Origin of the sequence: Mobiluncus mulieris ATCC 35243, from assembly GCF_000160615.1 — a bacterium.
In the GTDB taxonomy this organism is placed as follows: domain Bacteria; phylum Actinomycetota; class Actinomycetes; order Actinomycetales; family Actinomycetaceae; genus Mobiluncus; species Mobiluncus mulieris.
On sequence record NZ_GG668520.1, the window covers coordinates 325,871 to 345,483 of the forward strand.

A 19,613-nucleotide genomic window follows, 5' to 3' on the forward strand; every position below is an offset into this window, starting at 1 on the left:
GTGGTGGGATTTTGGGTTGGGAAGCTCGCTTTGGGGGTGGCGTTTGCGTTCATGAGGTGATGCGAAAAGTGAATTGTGTTTACATTTATGTTTAAAGAATTTGGCTAAATCAGAACAAAGTACCTCATGAACCGTAACAAAAACGACAGCCATTAGACCTCAAGTGAAGAGGGCTGTATAGTAGTAGATGCCGCGAGCGAGAAACTCCTCGGGGCGAAAGTACACGGTGGTGCGAGGTGCATCACCAAGATGGACTTCGCACCGGAGAATAAAGGAGTACCGCATGAGCGCGATTACACTTGAAAAGACGGCTTCTGTAGAGAACCTCGCGACGAGCAATCAGGCGCGCGGGAAGCAACTGGCCACGATGCTGCTAATGCTGCTGGCTGTTGCCATTTTGGTCGTTTTTTGGGGTCTGCTTACCAACCCGATTTTGACCATAGTTGCCGGCTTGGCTACCGGGATTGCTGTTCCCACCATGATTATTAGCTACCTTATTAATGGCTAAGAAAATATTGCGTGGATGCTAAGTCCTGGATTTTATCCAGGCGAAGTTTACTTTAGCATTAGATGTATGCCGTTGGTGATGCTAGGCTGTCACCAACGGCATTGTTATAGCGTATTGCGCTGCATCATAACAGTGACTCGCGTATTCGATAATACGCCCCGTCTCGTCGTAGGCGGTTCGTTTCGTGGTAACAAGAGCGGCTGCGGGGTTGACATGTAGCATTTTTACCTCATATTCCGTGGCATTCTTAGCCCCAACCTGCTGGTACCCCGATTGCAGCTGCACTCCCGACTGAGCCAGACATTGGTAGAAGCCATCGCGTGCCAGGTCTGTCAGTGAGGGCGCAATGTCAGAGGGTACATAGTTATGCATCAGGGCAAAACGTGAATTATCTAGCCAGCGCAGCCGCTCAAAGAAAACAATCTCGCTGCCGACTTCACAGCCAAGTTTTTCGCTAATGTCATCGTCAGCGAAACGAACCTCGTAACGCAGCACTTCCGTGCGGGTGGTGTGTCCCGCGCGAATCAAATCATCATTTAGACTCGAGAGTTTCACCTGGCGTTGCACTGGGGTAGGGGAGACTCGTGTGCCCACCCCGCGACGACGTGACAGCAACCCTTTGGCCGCTAAATCTTGGAAGGCACGTCGCACCGTGGGGCGAGAAATTTTCAGCCGATTTGCCAGGGAAACTTCGTCTTCGATTGTCTGGCCGGGCTGAATTTCGTGTTTGGTAATCATATGTTCCAACTGCAGCGAAATCTGCTGATGTAGGGCAGTGTGTGAGTCACGATCAATTGCAAAATTCAGGATGTGGGGTTCGTCTAAGTTCTCCTTATCGGATTTGGCAGCTTTCATGTCACTCTTTCGTTCGCATAGGGGGGCATCTCTGCGGCAGTAATACTCACTGGCTTCACGGGTGTACAAACGCCACAGGCTCTCTTAGAGTGCCGCAGTTCACACGCACATAACCTATTCTGAATAATACCATCTACTGTCAAATACTAATAACAAACCAGTAAAATTGTGGGATTTATCGCGGATTTACCTACTTTTCCAGCATTCCTAATTTCAATACCGCACATTTGTAAGCCCAGTTGTATTGACAAATATGAAACTTTGTTATATGGTTGAGAATGTTCCGCTTGGATACACGACGAAGTGAGGAGATGTAGGCATGGTAGTTCATGATGTTCTGACAGTTGGTCGCAGCGGGGTGGATGTGTATCCGCTGCAGGTAAACACTCCCTTGAATGAGGTGAAAACATTCCAGAAATTCTTGGGCGGCTCGCCGATGAACGTGGCGGTTGCGGCCGCGAGGCTCGGTGAGGATGTTGCGATTTTGACTGGGGTGGGTGATGACCCCTTTGGCAAGTATGTTCGCGACGAGATGCGACGTCTTGGCGTTAGCGATGAGTTTGTCATTACTGACTCGAACTTGAACACCCCGGTTACCTTCTGTGAGTTGGTAGCGGAGGCTCCTTTCTTCTTCTACCGAGAACCCTCCGCGCCGGACTTGCAAATCAAGGTGTCTGATTTGCCTGAGGAAACCGTCAAGAACTGCAAGGTTTTCTGGTTTTCTGGCACCGGCCTGTGCGAAGACCCTTCCTATACCACCCATATTGAGGCTCTAAAGATGCGGGGACGTAAGTCATACACGATTTTTGATATGGATTGGCGCCCCATGTTCTGGGCAGACCCCGAGGAAGCTAAGAAACGCTATGCGCAGTGTTTAGAGTTTACGGATGTGGCGGTGGGTAACCGTGCCGAATGTGAGATAGCGGTAGGAGAAAAAGAACCCGATCGCGCTGCTGATGCGCTCCTAGAACGCGGCGTGAAGATTGCTATTGTAAAGCAGGGCAGTGAAGGAGCCCTAGCTAAGACTGCGGATGAACGAGCGGTAGTACCGGTGCTTCCCGCTACGGTTATCAATGGTAGTGGTTCGGGCGATGCTTTCGGTGGTTCCCTGATTCACGGTTTACTGCAAGGATGGGGCTTGGAAAAGATTATCCAGGGATGCAACGCTGCCGGGGGAATTGTGGCCTCGCGTCTAGAATGTTCTACGGCCATGCCCACCGAGGCAGAAATTTGGAAGGCAATTACTGCCGGTACGTGTGATGTCCTGAACCAGGAAGCTTGAACCCTTTCCCGCCAGTTGCATAAAAATATCTAAGTTCTTGAAATATTAAATGGAGGAAAAATGTCAGGAAATATCCCAGAAACAATGAAGGCTGCCGTGTTGCGTGACCCCCAGGAGGGTTTGCGCGTGGAGACAATAAAGACTCCCCGGCCGCGCAGTCGCGAGGTGCTGGTCAAAGTGGCCGCGTGTGGAATGTGCCACTCTGATCTTCACGTTATCCACGGCAAGATAGCCTTCCCCTACCCGTGTGTTCTTGGTCATGAGGTGACAGGTGAGATTGTGGAGCTCGGTTCTGATAACGACCACACTGGGTTGAAGGTGGGGCAAAAGGTATCGGGAGCTTTCCTGATGCCGTGTGGGCAATGCAGCCACTGTGCCGAAGGTCGCGATGACTTGTGCGACACGTTCTTTAACCTGAACCGTCTGCAAGGAAAACTCTACGATGGACAGACCCGCTTGTTTGGGACAGACGGGGAAGAAATCGCTATGTACTCGATGGGTGCCCTGGCGCAGTATTGCGTGATTCCCTCCACCTCGGTGGCAGTGCTGCCAGACGATATCGACCTGGTTCCGGGGGCAATTTTGGGATGCGCGGCGATGACCGCCTACGGTGCGGTACGCCGTGGCGCTGACTTACGTTTCGGGGAAACTGTAGCCGTGGTAGCCACTGGTGGAGTCGGCTCTAACATTATCCAAATCTCTAAAGCCTTCGGAGCCAGCCAGATTATTGCCGTGGATGTGGCGGATGACAAGTTGGAAGCCGCCAAGCAGCTGGGGGCTACCAACGTGGTTAACTCCACCAAGGAGGATGTCCACGAAGCGGTCTTTAAGCTTACTGGTGGTAAAGGCGTTGATGTGGCATTTGAAGCTTTGGGGCGTCCGGAAACTTGGGAATCTGCCTTGAATGCTTTGTCCGATGGTGGTCGCATGGTTCCGATTGGTTTAGGCGCGGGCGTTCAGACGGCCGGGGTGGAAATTAACCGCACGGTGCGCCGCGGACAATCGATTTTGGGATCCTATGGGGCACGGACTCGCGTGGATTTGCCCAAAGTTATCGAGATGGCCGCCAAAGGGTACATCGATTACTCTCGGATTGTCACCCGGCGTTTCTCACTAGAGGATGCCGGTAAAGGCTACGATGAGCTGGCTGCGGGCAAGATTCAAGGCCGCGCAGTGGTTGACATGTCATTGTAAAAATATCATTTTGAAAAACGGTGGCTGCGAGGTGATACTCGCAGCCACCGCAGATTTGTTTGGCCATCACAGACCTTTAGCCGCCTCAACCAGGGTCTTGGCACTCATTTCCAGGCCTTCTACAGTGCCATATTTGACATCCTCCGCTGCGGGGACTCCCCCCATAGTTACTAGGCATAGAACTCTGGCTTGTCGATCATCTTGACGTTAATCTCAATTCCACCACTTGCTTGTGACTCCAGTGCGGCATCCACCACGCTTGTAGCCGCATAGCCATCCCAAGAGGTAGAACCGGTGTGTTCTCCGCGAGCCATCGCGTTAATCCACTCTTGAACCTCGATATTGAAGACCGTCTGAAAACGGTCGATGTGCGAGCGGCAGATGGCGTTACGGTTGCCGTAGCCGTCGCGCACATAAATCCCCTCTTGATCGCCCAATCGTGCGGCGGCATTCTCTAAAACCACCTCGAATTCAATCGAATAACCCCACTCCAGGTTCACATACACCTCGTCATCGAGACGAATCCCGGACTCGGTGTACATAACCAGCACTATCGGTTCTTTCAAGGTGCTATGTGCCAGCGAGGTCGGCGCACCAGATCAACGCGCACCCGTGTAATTTCCTCGCCAGTCATCCAGCGCATGTTGTCGATTTCGCGAATGGTGGTGTCGGCAGTCAGCTCGGTTCCGCTGCTATAGACTTTGATGCCAATCGAAGCCGAGACTGCTTGCGCCGCCAGGGCTCCAGCGCCTGGTACCGTAACTGAGGCACCTCGAGCAAACGGATAGTATTAGCAGGTGGACATTGCATTCATGATACTGATGACCATCCTGGGAGCCTGTGTGCAAGGTGTGGCCGGAATGGGATTTGGCTTGGTGTTAGCGCCAGTTTTCGTCTGGTATTTCGGCTCCATAGACGGGATAGTTATGGTCAACATCCTCGGATTAGTTAACTCTACCAGCCTGGCCGTAATGCTGCGCAAAGACATCAACTGGCCAGTTGTGGGATGGTTCATATTAGCGCAAACTCCCGCAATTGTTATTACAATTTTGTTGTTAAGTGTACTCCCCATAAAAATCTTAGAGATTACGCTCGGTGTTTTGATGCTGGCAATGGTGGCAGCGGCGGTGTTTTCCTTCAAACTGCCGCGCCTGCACGGCAAAACACCCCTGTTCTGCTTCGCAGCCTTGGCGGGGGCTCTCTCGGCGGCAGTGGCACAAGCCGGCTCGGCTGTCACGGCCTATGCCCAAACCACGCGCTGGAGTCAGCGAGAATTTTCGGCCTCGATGCAACCGGTTTTCGTAGCAATGAACCTGGTGGTGGTGCCCACCAAGTACTTGACGGGTATGGCGGGGGTTTCCGAAAAACTGTCTTGGGGGATTATCGGGCTTCTGGTTTTGGCGGTAATCACGGGGAATTTTATGTCTATCGTGCTGCGCAAAATCGTTAAATCCAGCTGGGCTCGTAACCTGGCGGTATTCTTAGGTTTGGTGGGGGTAATCCCGGTTTTGTGCCGCGCTTGTTTTGGAAGCTGTTAAGACAAGTTACTAAAATTTGTGCCTTAGAAATCTAAAAAGTGCCGATTACCCCTTTACTTGTTAGTACAAGTAGTGGTAGTCTATATGACATAGAGAGGCTATCAGATAGCCAAAGTCGGCTATCTGTGATGATAAGAAAGGTCTTGTTATGGTCAATATTGGTCTCATTGGTGCCGGAAGAATAGCGCGCGTGCACGCCAACACGATTGCGGGGAATCCGGATGCCAGAATCGTGGCGATTGCCGACCCTTACCAGCCGGCAGCTAAGGAGATAGCCGAGCGTTTTGGTGCCAGCGTTTTCTCTGATGCCCAAGATTTATTTGCGTTAGACAATCTCGACGCGGTGGTAATCTGTTCACCCACCCCCCAACATCCCCAACACGTCGTGGCTGCGGCTCAGGCCGGTTTACCCGCCCTGTGCGAGAAACCCGTGGCCTTGAGCTACGAGGCTGCCGTTAAGCTCGAAAACGACCTTAATGGTTTGAACCCGAAGGTGATGCTGGGATTCAACCGGCGTTTCGACCCTTCGTTCGCGCACATCAAGAAACTGGTGGAGGCCGGGGAAATTGGCCAAGTGGAACAGGTCACCATTACTTCGCGTGACCCCGAACCACCCAGCGCCGAATACGTGGCCAGTTCCGGCGGGATTTTCAAGGACATGACAATCCACGACTTTGACATGGCGCGCTTTTTCTTAGGAGACATTGTAGAAGTCTTTACTTACGGGCAAAACTTTGACCCCAGTATTAAAGCCGCCAACGATTTCGATGCCGCTATGATTTTGCTGCGCAACGCGGCGGGCGTGGTTGCCACCATTATCAACTCGCGCCACTGTGCCCCCGGCTATGACCAGCGCCTGGAGGTCTTCGGTGCCGACGGCGTACTGAACGCCGATAACGTGCGCGCCACCACTGTGCAGGTTGCGAAGAAAGAATTTTCAGCCTCGAAAGAGCCCTACTTGAATTTCTTCCTGGAACGTTACACCCAGGCTTACACCAATGAGCTCAACACGTTCCTGACGGCCATATCCAAAGGCGAAACGCCAACACCAGGTATCAGTGACGGTATTAAAGCGCTGCAGATTGCTGAAGCAGCGGAGGAATCCGCCAAAACCGGCAAGTCAATCAAATTATCGTAAGTCACAAGTTAGCACACAAAGAGAAGAAAGGTACATGTCATGAAGATTGCGGGAGCCCCGATTAGCTGGGGTGTATGTGAAGTTCCGGGCTGGGGATACCAGATGACACCGGAGCGGGTTTTGACTGAAATGAAGGAAATCGGTCTGACTGCCACCGAATTTGGGCCACAAGGCTGGTTGCCTCTGGATGCCGAGGCTCGCGGCAAAGAAGTCGCGAAATACGATTTAGACGTGGTGGGGGCGTTCTTCCTGGCCATTATGCACGACCCGAAGGTCGATCCGATTCCAGCCGTGGAAAAGGAACTGGATGCATTTGAGGTCGCGGGTGGAAAATACCTGATTCTGGCAGCGGATTCCGGGGCGGAAGGCTACGACAGTCGCCCGGTATTGGACGAAAAAGGCTGGGAAACCCTGTTCACTAACTTGGATCGGATTTCGGCGGTTTGCGCTAAGCGCAATGTGATTGCCTGCCTGCATCCTCACTGGGGCACCATGGTGCAAAATGTGGATGAGGTTGAACGAGTTATGGATAATTCCAAAGTTGGTTTGTGTCTTGACACCGGTCACCTGGCTTGTGGCGGTGCCGATGTAGTGGCCTTGGTTAGCAAGTATGCCAATCGTGTTGACGTGGTACACGCCAAGGATATTCACAAAGAGATGACCGATAAGCTTTTGCCCGGGGAACTCAAGTGGGGCGAAGGCGTGCGCGCCGGCATGTTTGCTCCTATTGGTGAAGGCGACATGGATTTTGGTGCTATTGTCAAGAAGCTCAATGAAGTTGGTTTTGACGGCTATTGGGTTTTGGAACAAGACATCATGATTGATGGTGAGCCACCAGCGGGTGGCGGTCCTGTTATCGATGTGAAGAAGTCGTTGGAAGCCTTGAGAGCTTTTGACAAGTAGAGTAGCTGAATAGACCTAAGGGCACCCCTGCCAAGGGGGTGCCCTTAGCGCGTCTTAGTCATAGCGGGAAAACATGCCCGTTTCGGCAGTCAGCCTAGCCTTCAAAGACGCTGACGGAGAGTACCTCGACCTGAATCTTCTTGCCGGTGGGTGCCAGGTATTCCACCTGGTCGCCCTCCCGGTGTCCGAGCAGTGCCGCCCCTAGGGGAGCATCGGGCGAAAACACGTCAATATCCATGCCCTCGTCGGCGACGCGCGAACCTAACAGGAAACGTATTTTACGTTTACCAACCTTGGCTTCCACGACACAACCGGGGGAAATCGTGCCATCGTCGGTGGCCTCGCCGACCTCGGCATGTTTCAGGATTTCTTGCAGCTCAAGGATGCGGGTTTCATTGTGAGCCTGCTCGTCACGAGCCGCGTGGTAGCCACCGTTTTCTTTCAAATCGCCTTCGCGGCGCGCCAAGTCGATTTTCTTGGTGATTTCAGCGCGAATCGAACCGCTGCGTTCATCTAGCTCCGACTGGAGCCGGTCAAAAGCAGCCTGGGTCATCCATTTTTTCTTTCCTGCCTCGCTCATGGGTCTCACCTTCCTTAAAACAGTGTGGATGATAAAAAAACAGCGCCTGCGAGCTAGAAACCGGGTTTCTGTCGCAAGCGCTTTCCACTGTACCAGAAACCCGCAAGAGATATATACCCATGGACACATAATGTCAACAACAGTTGACAAGGGTGACGGGGGCTGCGGTGCACGGGCGGCGGCGGTTCGAGCTGATGAGGCTCTGCTCTGTTTCCCCAAGAAACTTCGGGGCTGGCACCTCGCGAACCCTAGTTAACGTAATCCTGGGGGCTGGCGGGAGCGGCGAAATCGAGAATCTCGGGGCGGGAATCCCCTAAGGTGGCCGCCGCGCATTTACCCATGTAATACGCCAGATTCACCGGCACTGCGTTGCCGATTTGCTTGTATTGGGCGCTCATGCCGCCGCTGAACTGCCAGTCATCCGGGAAGGTCTGGATTCGGGCGTATTCGCGCACGTTGAGCGGGCGGGTTTCCTCGGGATGGCAACGCTCGGTTTGTTTCTGGGCGGGGGAACACGTCAAGGTCAACGATGGTTCGTCCCAAGAAAGGCGGCGAGCCATCCCGGTTTTGCCCCCGCTCAGGTGATACGAGCCGCCCAGGTATTCGCGGGCAATATCATCTGGCAAATCCCGCCAATACCCGCCGGGCGGCACCAGGGACAACACCTCGCGTTTGCGCTGGGGATATGTTTGCCCCGGGCTTTGCGGCCGGTCGCCTATCGCGTCCCACAAGCTCACTATGTAGTTGCGCTCGCGCGGAAAAAACAATTCGTCCCCGACGTCGCTGCGCACCCCGGCGAGCATCAGTCGCTCACGTTTTTGCGGGACATCGTGGTATTGCGCACGCATGAGGCGATAGCCCACACGGTAGCGTTCCCCGTGCTTCCCGCGTATCTCGGTGAGGGTATGGAGCATGGTTTGTAGCGTGCGTCCCGAGTCGTGGCGCAAGAGGCCGCGGACATTCTCGCCGATAAACACCTTGGGCGTAATTTCTGACACCGCGCGGGCAAACTCGAAAAACAGAGTGCCGCGAGTATCCTCGAAGCCCCGGGAGTGTCCCGCATAGCTAAAAGCCTGGCAGGGGAAACCACCCTCTACCAGGTCGACTTTCCCGGCGAAAGCGCGGAAATCCAAGCTGGCCACGTCACCAGCCGAAACATTCCAATTCGGGCGGTTGAGTCGCAAAGTCGCCACCGCATCCTTGTCCAACTCGGAGAGGAGCACATGCCGGAAACCCGCGTTTTCCAGGCCGAGCGCGGTGCCACCCGCCCCGGCGAAAAGATCTACCGAGGTAAAACCGTTGGGCTTTGGGTCGTTGAGTACCCGGAAGTGTCGACGTGTTTCATCACCGTGCACCCGGCAATCTCGCTTCGCTATGAGTGCCTCGATTTCTTGGCGGTCAAAGAAGCGTTTGCCCCGAGAATCCCGGGTTGCCCGGATAATCCCGCTTTTGTCCCAGCGGCGCAAGGTGTCGATAGACACCCCCACCTGGGCAGAGGCTTGCGAAATCGAAAGCAAATCCACGACTCCAGTAAACCAAATAACCCCTGCCTAGGCAAGGGTTACGTATGGTGAAGACGAACACGCCTTGACAGATTTACTTGCAAGGGTACCCGGGTTCAGCCACTGAGCCAGATGAGAGCCGGAAAACCAGGACTGGCGCCTCGTGAACCCTAAGAAAGAACCGAGAAATTGGAAGAAAACTTCGGGTCGGCTATTGCCTTGTTGGGGCGGTTGGCCAGGGCAATTTCGGATTCTGGAGTCGCTATTTTCATTGAGGGTGTTGATACGAAACGATTGAACGCGCGTTACCGGTACCCGGACTCGCCCCACGAAGTGTGCTTGCGTAACTTGCTGGGACGAGTCGATGAGTATCTAGAGTCAACCGGAGCGAAATGCAAGGTTATTGCCGACATGGTGTCCGACGAGAATTCCTACCAGCAACGCTTCGATTACTATTGTGACCTGAGTTCCACAACTTTAGTGCGTCTGGTTTGTGACAAAATCAGGAAAATTTGGGGGTAGCACGAAGGGGTTTGTGACAGAATCAGGAAAATTCAACACAGGGTGGCCGATTTAGTTCATGGCCGGGGCGATTTTTCCTGAATTTGTCACGGCCGGGTGCGAATATTGCCGCCAGGCTCAGAAATCGCCGCTATATCTTGACAATTTGAAATCGCGGTGTCGTAACAGCAACCTAAAATCCTCTAAATCCAAGATATTAGTGTGTCAAAAACACTAACCAAAACCCCACCACCAGCACAAACACCCAAGAAAACACGCCATATGCTACGTAATTGTGGAAGTCAGCAACGCTTCGATTACTACTGTGATGCTGTCACCCCGGGATACCAGGGCCGGCAGCTGGTTTGCATTGAAAGGACGATAGATTTTGTTGATTCCCGTGAGTATTTCGGGGTTCAAAGCGCCGACATTGTAGCGTACCTGCACCGGCGACTGAACGGGACTACGGGTTCATCGAAGCAAACACAGCGAGCGTGCCAACGTGTTTACAAGGTGCTAGAAAGCAGCATTGTCTCGGCCAGAAAATGGCGGCCATAAAAGCTCGGATCCTCCAAGAGGACCCGGCGACAACGCTTCCCGGGGGGACTCGTCGTAGGATAATTATAGGCAGATGCCGACAGAAAAATCAATGGCTCGGCATGCGCCCAGCTGGTGACAAATGCAGGAAAAAACGGGCGCGACGTGGGATAGGTGGGATAAGCGGTATAAGTGGGATAAGCGGTATAAGTGGGATAAACCGGCCAAGGTAGCCCGACAGGGTAGCCCGAATTATCCTGATTCTGGAATGTCCCCGTCGCAATCCCTGGTCTATCGCCAAACTGATTCCACAACCCGTATGCCGTGGCGAGCCCGCTGCCCGAACCTCGACTAGCCCAGGATCGAGAAATACGCCGCCACGCAGTGACACGCCCAGGCCGCCACCGTCCAGGAATGAAAAATCTCGTGGAAACCAAAATACTTTTGCGAAGGATTAGGCCACTTCAGCGCATAAACCACCGCGCCCACCGTGTAGGCCAACCCCCCGGCCACCAGCAGCCAAAAGGCCGGCAGGGAAGCCGCGAAAATCTGGGGCAGGTACATTACCGCCGCCCACCCCAAAATCACATACAGCAGAGTGGAAAACCAGCGCGGCGAACCCGGCCAAATCAAAGACACCGCGATACCCAGAACCGCGCCAACCCACACTACAGACAATAAAATCGTGGCCTGGGCGGGCGTGAGCAAACCCACCGACACGGGCGTGTAAGTCCCGGCAATCAACAGAAAAATATTGGCGTGGTCAAACCGGCGCAACACCCCGTCCACCCGGCGCGACCAAGACCCCTGGTGGTACACCGCGCTCATCGCGAAAAGCACCAGGGAAGCCGCCAGATAGATGGCACACGCCGCCTTTAGCCCCCACGGAGCCAACACTAGCAGCACGATTGAAGCCGCCAAGGAAAGCGGGGTGGCCACGGTGTGAATCCAGCCGCGCAACGCGGGTTTACGCCGCATCGTCTTCCAATCCCAACGCGGAAAACGGTAAGGCCTGCCGGTTTTCGGGTTAATCGGATGCGGGAAACCCTTGGGAATCCGCTGAGAGAGGCGGTTGCGCCGTTCCAGGTGAGCCGTGGTGGCATCCGGATGGGCAGTATGTACGTCCGACCCGTAAATCGGAATCGGAGCAGCGGTAGCTTCCGGGACGAAGTCGAGGGTGGCGGGTGGCACCTCATGAACCGGGGCGACCGGGGCGGCGGCCAACCCCCCCGCATCGGCAGGCACCCCACAAACCGCAGCGGACACCGGCGAACCCGCTGAATTCCCAGTATTACCAGGATTTTCTGGTGCTGGAACCATCAAGCCACCTCCGATGCCACAATTCACACCCATTTTACGATTAAACTGATTATGTGAATACCGCCCCAAAAAAGTCAAAACTCGGGCTGCTTTACGAGATTTATGCCCGCCGGCTCGCGCGCGAAATCGACCCTGGCAAAGTCCCAGCGCATATCGGGATTATCCTGGATGGCAACCGGCGTTGGGCGCGTGCCGAGGGTGCCCCGGACGTGAAGGGACACCAGCGCGGCGCCCTGAAAATCCGGGAAGTCCTGGAATGGTGCGAGGCTTGGCCAGTGCGGGTTGTCACCTTGTGGATGCTCTCGATTGACAATCTGCAACGCGACGCGGCGGAACTGGAGCCCCTGCAGGATACGATTGGGAAAACCGTGCAGCGGCTGCAGCGAGCCGGAAAGTATCGGCTACGGGTTTTGGGGGATACCAGCCTGATTGACCCGAAATTAGCGGAGATTCTGGCGGCGGCACATGAAACCGGGCCGGCAGAGGCGATGGTGGTGAACATCGCGGTGGCCTATGGGGGGCGCCAAGAAATTGTCGCCGCTGTCAAAGAATATCTGCACGAGCAGGCCGCAGCAGGGCGTGGACTCGCGCAGGTCGAGCGCGAGATTACCCTCGAGGATATCGAGGCGCACCTGTACACCAAGGGGCAACCCGACCCTGACCTGGTGATTCGTACCAGTGGCGAGCAGCGCTTGTCCGGGTTCCTGCTGTGGCAGTCGGCAAATTCGGAGTTCTATTTCTGCGAGACGTACTGGCCGAGTTTTCGCCATATCGACTTCCTGCGGGCGTTGCGTGACTATTCGTCGCGGGAACGGCGCAACGGCAAGTAGGTTTCCTCGTATTCATGAGGTGCTAGCCCGGGTTGGAAGCGTATATTTCTTATGCGACCATGACGGGAAAACGAGCGTGTTTGGGTGAAACCCGGGGGTGTGAAACAATGGGAGCATGGCAGATTCGATAAATCCGGGCTTCGTGCCCGAAAATATTCTCTACCATCCCCTTGTCGAGGCACCCGATATTCCCGGATGGAAGCGGGTCGCAACCGGGAAAGTACGCGAAATCTTTATTCCCCAGGACGCGGCGGGTCTGAGCAGTGCCGAGAAACTGCTGCTGGTTGCCACTGATCGGATTTCCGCTTTCGACTTTGTGTTGGACACCCCTATTCCAGGGAAAGGCGCCGTGCTAACCCAAATGTCACGCTGGTGGTTCAGCCAACTCTGCGGGGTGATTGACACGCATTACCTGGATGAAAACGTGCCGACAGTCGTAGCGGGTCGCGCCATGGTAACCCGGCGACTGGACATGTATCCCGTGGAATGCGTGGCGCGAGGATACCTGACTGGTTCGGCTCGCGCCGAATACGAAGACACCGGAATGGTGTGCGGGATTCCCCTGCCGCCAGGGCTGCAGGAAGCCTCGAAACTTTCCGAAGCTATCTTTACCCCCGCGATTAAAGCCCCCCAGGGGGAGCACGACGAAAATGTTTCGACCGACCGTATCGCCCAACTTCACGGGCGTGCCGTGGCGAAAAGCCTGACCGACTTGACCTTGCTGGTTTACCGTAAGGCGGCGGAAATCGCGGCGGAACGTGGCATTATCCTGGCGGACACGAAATTCGAATTCGGGGCTTTGCCTGGCCGGCGCGCTTATGGGGACAACTTAGAGGGCGCGGCGCACGCCTTTATCCTGGCTGACGAGGTTATCACCCCGGATTCTTCCCGGTTCTGGCCCGCCGACCAGTGGGTGGAAGGCCAACCCACCCCCAGTTTTGACAAGCAGTTTGTGCGGGACTGGCTGAAATCACCGGCCTCTGGGTGGAACCGGCATTCCAATACCAGGCCACCCGCCCTGCCGGCAGAAATCGTGGAAAAAACTACCGACAGGTACCTGGAGGCCTTCCGGATATTGACCGGGAAGTCACTGGTGTAAGCAAAGCAAGGGGTGAACGATGTCACATCGCCACCCCTTAAAAAACCTTAAAAACACCGCAAAACACAAAGGAAAGGGAAACATGGGAAAGATAATTGTAGAGGTCATGCCGAAACCAGAAATCCTCGATCCGCAAGGCAAAGCTATCAAGGGTTCGCTGGCTCGCCTGGGAATCACCAGTTTCGAGCATGTACGCCAAGGCAAGCGTTTCGAACTGACCACTGCGGGGGATGTGACCGAGGCCGACCTCGAAACCGCCCGCGAGGCCGCCGAAACCCTGCTGTCTAACCCCATTATCGAAGACGTCATCAGTGTAAGGAAGGACGCATGAATACACGCATCGGGGTAGTGACTTTCCCGGGAACCCTGGATGACCAAGACGCGCGGCGCGCCGCCCGCCTGGCCGGAGCCGAAGCGGTGTCACTGTGGCACAAAGACAAAGACCTGCACGGGGTCGACGCGGTGGTGCTGGCCGGGGGGTTTTCCTACGGTGATTATTTGCGTTGCGGGGCTATCGCCCGGTTTTCCCCCGTCATGGATTCCATTATCGAGGCCGCCGGCCAGGGAATGCCCGTTTTGGGGATTTGCAACGGCTTCCAGGTGTTGACCGAGGCGCATTTGCTAGATGGCGCCCTGATGCGCAACGAGGGACAAAAGTTTATTTGCCGCGACGAAACCCTGGTGGTCGAAAACAACCACACCGCCTGGACCCGGGCGCTGGGAGACCAGAAAACCATTGTGATTCCACTCAAACACGGCGAAGGAAACTTTCGAGCCGACCCGGAAACCATCAAACGCCTGGAGGGCGAAGGCCAGGTCGTGTTCCGCTACCAGGACAATCCCAACGGCTCGCTGAATGACATCGCAGGAATCTGTAACCCGAAAGGCAACGTGGTCGGGCTGATGCCCCACCCAGAACACGCCGTGGAACCCGGTTTCGGGGCGAGCCTCGGGGGCGAGAATCGACGCGGCGTGGACGGCTTGGGAATTTTTGTTTCGGCCATCCAGGCGGTGTTGGGGTGAGCCGGTTTTTCGGATGGCCCCTCATGAAACCGCCGTTTCACGAGGGGCGTGCCGCCACGGCGACGAAAACCACGCTGGCGCCCAACCGAAAACAGTAGTGAGCGGACAAAAACCACAGGCAAGACGACAACAGGAACAACAGAAACCCGGAGGAACGCAAACATGAGGACTTACGACACCATCACCGACGCTGCCAACACCCCTGACCAGGCGCAAGACTATCGCGGACTGGGCTTGAAAGACGACGAATACGCCCGGATTCGCGAGCTTTTGGGACGCCGCCCCACGGCTGCGGAACTGGCTATGTACTCCGTGATGTGGTCCGAACACTGTTCATACAAGTCGTCAAAGAAACACCTGAAAGAACAATTCGGGGGGAAAACCACGCCTGAAATGCGCCGGCGGCTTTTGGTGGGCATGGGACAAAACGCCGGAGTCGTGGATATCGGTGACGGCTGGGCGGTGACTTTTAAAGTCGAGTCCCACAACCACCCGTCTTTTGTGGAGCCCTATCAGGGGGCGGCCACCGGGGTGGGCGGGATTGTGCGTGACATTATGTCCATGGGGGCGCGTCCAGTCGCGGTTATGGATCAGCTGCGTTTCGGGGCGATTGACCACCCGGATACCGCGCGGGTGGTGCACGGCGTGGTGGCGGGCGTGGGTGGTTACGGTAACTGCCTGGGGTTACCCAATATTGGCGGGGAAACCGAGTTTGACCCGTCCTATCAGGGGAATCCTTTGGTGAACGCCCTGTGTGTCGGGGTGATGCGTTGTGACAGTATCCACCTGGCGAATGCGCAGGGTGCGGGGAACCTGGTGATTTTGTTCGGGGCGCGCACCGGCGGGGACGGCATCGGCGGGGCATCTATTTTGGCCAGTGAATCTTTCGAGGACGGCATGCCCACCAAACGTCCCTCGGTGCAGGTTGGGGATCCGTTTATGGAAAAAGTCCTGATTGAATGCTGCCTGGAGTTGTTTGCTGCTGGGGTGGTAGAGGCCATCCAAGATTTGGGGGCGGCCGGGATTTCGTGTGCCACCAGCGAGTTGGCGGCGAACGGGGATTCCGGGATGCACGTGAACTTGGAGCGTGTGCTGTTGCGTGACCCCAGCCTGACGGCCGGCGAGATTTTGATGAGTGAATCCCAAGAACGCATGATGGCGGTGGTGACACCCGAAAACCTGGCGCGTTTCCAAGAGATTGTAGGCAAATGGGATGTGGAATACGCGGTTATTGGCGAGGTCAACGATTCAGGACGCCTGACGATTGACCACGATGGACACCGGATTGTGGATGTGGATCCGAAAACTGTGGCGATTGACTCGCCAGTCTATGACCGACCCTATGCTCGGCCAGCCTGGCAAGATGATTTGAACGCGCGTACGGTGTCAGCCGCTCGTGAAGCCGGAAAACTGGCCTTTCGGGGCGATGGCGACCCGGCGGTCTTAGCCGAAGAAATCCTGGCGGTTTGCGCCACCGACGCAGGCGCGGCCTCTAAGGCCTGGGTCACCGACCAATACGACCGCTATGTGCGCGGTAACACCGCGCTGGCGGAACCCGATGACGCCGGCGTAATCCGCGTGGTCGAAGAAACCGGGCGTGGGGTGGCGCTGAGTACTGACGCGAACGGGTGGTACACGAAACTGAATCCCTATGCTGGCGCGCAACAAGCTCTGGCCGAGGCCTACCGTAATGTGTGCACCGTAGGGGCGACCCCGGCCGCGGTCACCGACTGCCTGAACTTCGGGAACCCCGAATGCCCCGATGCCATGTGGCAACTGGTGACCGCGATGACCGGCCTGGCCGACGGGTGCCAGCGCCTGGGCGTACCGGTGACCGGCGGAAACGTGTCGCTGTACAATTCGTCAGGCGACGTGATGGGTACCGAGGATTACTCGATTAACCCCACCCCGGTAGTGGGGATGCTGGGGCTGATGGACGATGTGCGTCGCGCGGTGCCCAGCGGTTTTGCCGCGCCGGGGTGGCGGGTAGTGCTGTTGGGGACGACCCGACCAGAACTGGACGGCTCGGCGTGGGCGCGGGGTCACGGCTGTTTCGGGGGACACCCGCCGGTGGTGGATTTCGATGCGGAAGAAGCCTTGGGGCAAGTGCTGATTTTTGGGGCAGAGCGGGGATTACACCTAGCGGCTCATGACCTGTCCACAGCGGGATTGGCCGGCGCGCTGGTGGACATGGTGTGCCGGGGCGGGTGCGGCGCCGAAATTGACCTAACAAAGTGGGGTGGGGAGCTTGGTTCGACCGAAAAGTTATTCTCGGAGTCGCAGGCACGTGCGTTGGTCGCGGTGGCGCCAGACCGGCTTCATGAGGTGCTAGCCCGAGCCGAAGCCGTCGGAATTGCAGCCTTAGAGATTGGTGTGACTGGCGGGGATTCCTTGCGTTTAATGGTTGATGGCGGCGTGGTGGAACTGTCAGTGACTCAGTTGCAAACCGCGCGGGAAGCCGTGTTGCCAGGCTGTTTTGATTAATATTTGCTGGCATTTTTAAGTGGCAACCCGTCACATATGAGGTACAATATGTGTTTGAAGCAGGATGCAGAAGATTTACGCGTAGGTGTATTTAGGAGGAGCTAGATATGGCAGTGCTGACAGTCGGAGATGACTTTCCGCAGTATGATTTCCAGGCTGTTGTGGGCGGTGTGCTTGCAGATTTACCGGTGAACCGGGAAGAGGACTATTTCTGTCGAGTCAGCTCTGCCGATGTCAAGAAAGACCAGTGGCGCCTGGTGGTGATGTGGCCCAAGGATTTCACCTTTGTGTGTCCCACCGAACTGGCTGGAATCGCGGAAATCTATGACGAACTGAAGAAACGTAACTGCGAGGTAGTCGCGGTGAACACCGACTCGGAATATGTCCACCTGGCCTGGCGTTCTAAGGATGAATTGTTGCGCAGCATTCCCTTCCCCTTGGCTACCGATCCGAAACATGATTTCTTGAAGACTGTTGGGGTGCTGAACGTCGAGGGCGTGTGCGACCGGGCGTCATTCCTGGTCGATCCGAACAACAAGATTCAGTTCGTATGCGTCGACGCGGACTCGGTGGGGCGTAACGCCAAGGAACTGTTGCGTCAGCTTGATGCTTTGCAATCCGGGGGATTGACTTCTTGCGGATGGCATCCTGGCGAACCAACCTTGGATGTGTTCAAGGCGGCTACGAATCTGGTTTCTTTGAATCTGTAGCGGGTATTTTTAGCCTTACCTGTGGGGATGGTAAATTAGGGTTGTCCTAAAAGATTTAACTAAAGGAGCGTTAAAGTGCATCCTAAACTAGAGAAAGTATTGTCAGAAACCGCCGCTCGCAATCCGGGAGAACCTGAGTTTTTGCAGGCTTTGACCGAGGTTATGGAATCCCTCGATCCCATTATTGAGCGGCATCCCGAGTATGCCGATTACGGGTTACTGGAGCGCCTGACCGAACCAGAACGCCAGATTATTTTCCGCGTGCCCTGGGTTAATGACCGGGGCGAGGTCATGGTGAACCGAGGCTACCGGGTGGAGTTTAATTCCGCCTTGGGGCCGTACAAGGGCGGCTTGCGCTTCCACAAGTCGGTGAACCGTAACATTATCAAGTTCCTGGGATTTGAACAGATTTTCAAGAACGCCTTGACTAACCAGGGAATCGGCGGCGGCAAGGGCGGCTCGGATTTTGACCCGCACGGTAAATCCGACAATGAGGTGATGCTGTTTTGCCAGTCCTTTATGACCGAGTTGTATCGCCACATTGGAGAGCGCACTGACGTGCCGGCTGGGGATATCGGCGTGGGAGGGCGCGAAATCGGGTATCTTTTCGGCCAATACAAGCGCCTGACTGGGGTGCATGAAGCCGGGGTCTTGACTGGGAAAGGCCTGGGGTGGGGTGGTTCGCTGGTGCGAACCGAGGCCACCGGGTACGGCCAAGTCATGTTCGCTCAGTTTATGGCCGAGGATCGTGGCGAGTCGTTGGAGGGTCGCACGTGTGCGGTTTCCGGATCGGGCAATGTGGCGATTTACGCCATTGAGAAGGCACAGCAGATGGGTGCCAAGCCGGTGACCTGCTCTGATTCTAATGGGTGGGTTTATGATCCAGAGGGGATTGACCTGGATTTGCTTAAAGAAATCAAAGAGGTCAAACGTGGTCGCGTGCGCGATTACGCCGCCGCGCGTCCGTCCGCTGAATATCACGATTCGGGCAATGTCTGGGTGGTGCCGGTGGATGTGGCGCTGCCGGCTGCTACCCAAAACGAGGTCAGTGCCGATGATGCCCGCGAACTGTTGAAGAACGGTGTCAAGATTGTGGCCGAAGGCGCGAATATGCCCTGTGTGCCCGAGGCTATCGAACTGTTCCAGGAGGCCAAGTGTGCCTATGCGCCAGGTAAGGCCGCGAATGCCGGTGGTGTGGGGGTTTCCGCGCTGGAAATGCAGCAAAACGCGTCGCGCGACAAGTGGAGCTTCGAATACACCGAGGGTAAGTTGCGTGACATGATGAAGTCGATTCACGACGATTGCTTGGAGACCGCTGAAGAATACGGTAAACCTGGCGATTACGTGTATGGGGCGAATATCACCGGTTTCCGCCGGGTTGCCGATGCGATGCTGGCGCACGGGGTCGTCTGATTCTAGCTATCTAGCGCCGAATTGCTTTGGCTCGCGGTGTACACGTGCGAGGCAAAGGGAAAGTTTCCCCATAGCGATGTGCGATTTTATTTTCGCACATCGCTATGGGCGGCAAATATGGAAAACCTGAATCTGTCTATGGAGGGAATGCGGCAGGCCATCAACGATTCCCAAACCACCATCGCCTCGGCAGTAG

The 19,613-nt window shown here is 55.7% G+C and carries 20 protein-coding genes and 1 pseudogene; 16 read left to right on the top strand and 5 right to left on the bottom strand.

The window, feature by feature from the left end; all coding sequences use genetic code 11:
* Nucleotides 1–283 precede the first annotated feature (283 nt).
* A complete protein-coding gene (locus HMPREF0577_RS09335) occupies nucleotides 284–508 on the top strand; it encodes a hypothetical protein (protein WP_004013617.1) in 225 nt (74 codons plus the stop codon).
* 81 nt (nucleotides 509–589) lie between these two features.
* On the opposite strand, the gene HMPREF0577_RS09340 is transcribed toward HMPREF0577_RS09335, so the two are convergent.
* Nucleotides 590–1,363: a GntR family transcriptional regulator gene (locus HMPREF0577_RS09340; protein WP_004013618.1), complete on the bottom strand. Its 774-nt coding sequence runs from the start codon at nucleotides 1,361–1,363 to the stop codon at nucleotides 590–592.
* Nucleotides 1,364–1,682: 319 nt separating this feature from the next.
* Here HMPREF0577_RS09340 and iolC point away from each other — a divergent pair, with 319 nt between their 5' ends.
* A complete protein-coding gene (gene iolC / locus HMPREF0577_RS09345; RefSeq protein WP_004013619.1) occupies nucleotides 1,683–2,645 on the top strand; it encodes a 5-dehydro-2-deoxygluconokinase in 963 nt (320 codons plus the stop codon).
* Between the two features lie 84 nt (nucleotides 2,646–2,729).
* Nucleotides 2,730–3,839, top strand: coding sequence for a zinc-binding dehydrogenase (locus HMPREF0577_RS09350; protein WP_004013620.1), 1,110 nt, complete (start codon nucleotides 2,730–2,732; stop codon nucleotides 3,837–3,839).
* A 170-nt stretch (nucleotides 3,840–4,009) separates the two neighbouring features.
* Here the strand turns inward: HMPREF0577_RS09350 and HMPREF0577_RS09355 are convergent, their stop codons facing one another.
* The gene (locus HMPREF0577_RS09355) at nucleotides 4,010–4,405 is read right to left on the bottom strand and encodes a hypothetical protein (protein ID WP_004013621.1); all 396 of its coding nucleotides are present in this window, start codon (nucleotides 4,403–4,405) and stop codon (nucleotides 4,010–4,012) included.
* 231 nt (nucleotides 4,406–4,636) lie between these two features.
* Here HMPREF0577_RS09355 and HMPREF0577_RS09360 point away from each other — a divergent pair, with 231 nt between their 5' ends.
* The 3 genes from HMPREF0577_RS09360 to HMPREF0577_RS09370 all read left to right on the top strand — a co-directional run bounded on the left by HMPREF0577_RS09360 (nucleotide 4,637) and on the right by HMPREF0577_RS09370 (nucleotide 7,418).
* Nucleotides 4,637–5,377, top strand: a complete 741-nt coding sequence (locus HMPREF0577_RS09360; RefSeq protein ID WP_004013622.1) for a sulfite exporter TauE/SafE family protein — start codon at nucleotides 4,637–4,639, stop codon at nucleotides 5,375–5,377.
* A 148-nt stretch (nucleotides 5,378–5,525) separates the two neighbouring features.
* Nucleotides 5,526–6,515 carry an inositol 2-dehydrogenase gene (gene iolG, locus HMPREF0577_RS09365; RefSeq protein ID WP_004013623.1) on the top strand — a complete coding sequence of 330 codons (990 nt, stop codon included), beginning with the start codon at nucleotides 5,526–5,528 and terminating at the stop codon, nucleotides 6,513–6,515.
* A 39-nt stretch (nucleotides 6,516–6,554) separates the two neighbouring features.
* Entirely contained in the window at nucleotides 6,555–7,418 is an 864-nt protein-coding gene (locus HMPREF0577_RS09370) for a sugar phosphate isomerase/epimerase family protein (RefSeq protein WP_004013624.1), read from the top strand.
* A 94-nt stretch (nucleotides 7,419–7,512) separates the two neighbouring features.
* Here the strand turns inward: HMPREF0577_RS09370 and HMPREF0577_RS09375 are convergent, their stop codons facing one another.
* Nucleotides 7,513–7,998 carry a GreA/GreB family elongation factor gene (locus HMPREF0577_RS09375; protein ID WP_004013625.1) on the bottom strand — a complete coding sequence of 162 codons (486 nt, stop codon included), beginning with the start codon at nucleotides 7,996–7,998 and terminating at the stop codon, nucleotides 7,513–7,515.
* Between the two features lie 248 nt (nucleotides 7,999–8,246).
* Nucleotides 8,247–9,521, bottom strand: a complete 1,275-nt coding sequence (dcm, locus tag HMPREF0577_RS09380; protein ID WP_004013627.1) for a DNA (cytosine-5-)-methyltransferase — start codon at nucleotides 9,519–9,521, stop codon at nucleotides 8,247–8,249.
* 168 nt (nucleotides 9,522–9,689) lie between these two features.
* Here dcm and HMPREF0577_RS09385 point away from each other — a divergent pair, with 168 nt between their 5' ends.
* The 3 genes and pseudogenes from HMPREF0577_RS09385 to HMPREF0577_RS11500 all read left to right on the top strand — a co-directional run bounded on the left by HMPREF0577_RS09385 (nucleotide 9,690) and on the right by HMPREF0577_RS11500 (nucleotide 10,893).
* Nucleotides 9,690–10,022, top strand: coding sequence for a DUF3800 domain-containing protein (locus HMPREF0577_RS09385; protein WP_004013628.1), 333 nt, complete (start codon nucleotides 9,690–9,692; stop codon nucleotides 10,020–10,022).
* A 336-nt stretch (nucleotides 10,023–10,358) separates the two neighbouring features.
* A pseudogene (locus tag HMPREF0577_RS12090) lies at nucleotides 10,359–10,559 on the top strand (DUF3800 domain-containing protein); the annotation flags it as partial.
* Nucleotides 10,560–10,680: 121 nt separating this feature from the next.
* Nucleotides 10,681–10,893: a hypothetical protein gene (locus HMPREF0577_RS11500; protein WP_155812137.1), complete on the top strand. Its 213-nt coding sequence runs from the start codon at nucleotides 10,681–10,683 to the stop codon at nucleotides 10,891–10,893.
* Here HMPREF0577_RS11500 and trhA read toward each other — a convergent pair.
* Nucleotides 10,890–11,858: a PAQR family membrane homeostasis protein TrhA gene (trhA, locus tag HMPREF0577_RS09390; RefSeq protein WP_004013631.1), complete on the bottom strand. Its 969-nt coding sequence runs from the start codon at nucleotides 11,856–11,858 to the stop codon at nucleotides 10,890–10,892. The two genes, HMPREF0577_RS11500 and trhA, sit on opposite strands and share 4 nt — an antisense overlap.
* A 53-nt stretch (nucleotides 11,859–11,911) precedes the next feature.
* Here trhA and uppS point away from each other — a divergent pair, with 53 nt between their 5' ends.
* The 7 genes from uppS to gdhA all read left to right on the top strand — a co-directional run bounded on the left by uppS (nucleotide 11,912) and on the right by gdhA (nucleotide 19,417).
* Nucleotides 11,912–12,688, top strand: coding sequence for a polyprenyl diphosphate synthase (gene uppS / locus HMPREF0577_RS09395; protein ID WP_004013632.1), 777 nt, complete (start codon nucleotides 11,912–11,914; stop codon nucleotides 12,686–12,688).
* 115 nt (nucleotides 12,689–12,803) lie between these two features.
* The gene (locus HMPREF0577_RS09400; protein WP_004013633.1) at nucleotides 12,804–13,787 is read left to right on the top strand and encodes a phosphoribosylaminoimidazolesuccinocarboxamide synthase; all 984 of its coding nucleotides are present in this window, start codon (nucleotides 12,804–12,806) and stop codon (nucleotides 13,785–13,787) included.
* 82 nt (nucleotides 13,788–13,869) lie between these two features.
* Nucleotides 13,870–14,118 (top strand): phosphoribosylformylglycinamidine synthase subunit PurS, encoded by a 249-nt coding sequence (gene purS / locus HMPREF0577_RS09405; protein ID WP_004014057.1) that lies wholly within the window; start codon nucleotides 13,870–13,872, stop codon nucleotides 14,116–14,118.
* Nucleotides 14,115–14,810, top strand: coding sequence for a phosphoribosylformylglycinamidine synthase subunit PurQ (gene purQ, locus HMPREF0577_RS09410; protein ID WP_004013635.1), 696 nt, complete (start codon nucleotides 14,115–14,117; stop codon nucleotides 14,808–14,810). The genes purS and purQ overlap by 4 nt, the downstream gene beginning before the upstream one ends.
* A 162-nt stretch (nucleotides 14,811–14,972) precedes the next feature.
* Complete coding sequence (purL, locus tag HMPREF0577_RS09415; protein ID WP_004013637.1) at nucleotides 14,973–17,294, top strand: phosphoribosylformylglycinamidine synthase subunit PurL; 2,322 nt, start codon at nucleotides 14,973–14,975, stop codon at nucleotides 17,292–17,294.
* 107 nt (nucleotides 17,295–17,401) lie between these two features.
* Complete coding sequence (locus HMPREF0577_RS09420) at nucleotides 17,402–18,004, top strand: peroxiredoxin (RefSeq protein ID WP_004013638.1); 603 nt, start codon at nucleotides 17,402–17,404, stop codon at nucleotides 18,002–18,004.
* Nucleotides 18,005–18,079: 75 nt separating this feature from the next.
* On the top strand, nucleotides 18,080–19,417 hold the full coding sequence (gdhA, locus tag HMPREF0577_RS09425; RefSeq protein ID WP_004013639.1) for an NADP-specific glutamate dehydrogenase: 1,338 nt from the start codon (nucleotides 18,080–18,082) through the stop codon (nucleotides 19,415–19,417).
* The last annotated feature ends 196 nt before the right edge of the window (nucleotides 19,418–19,613 follow it).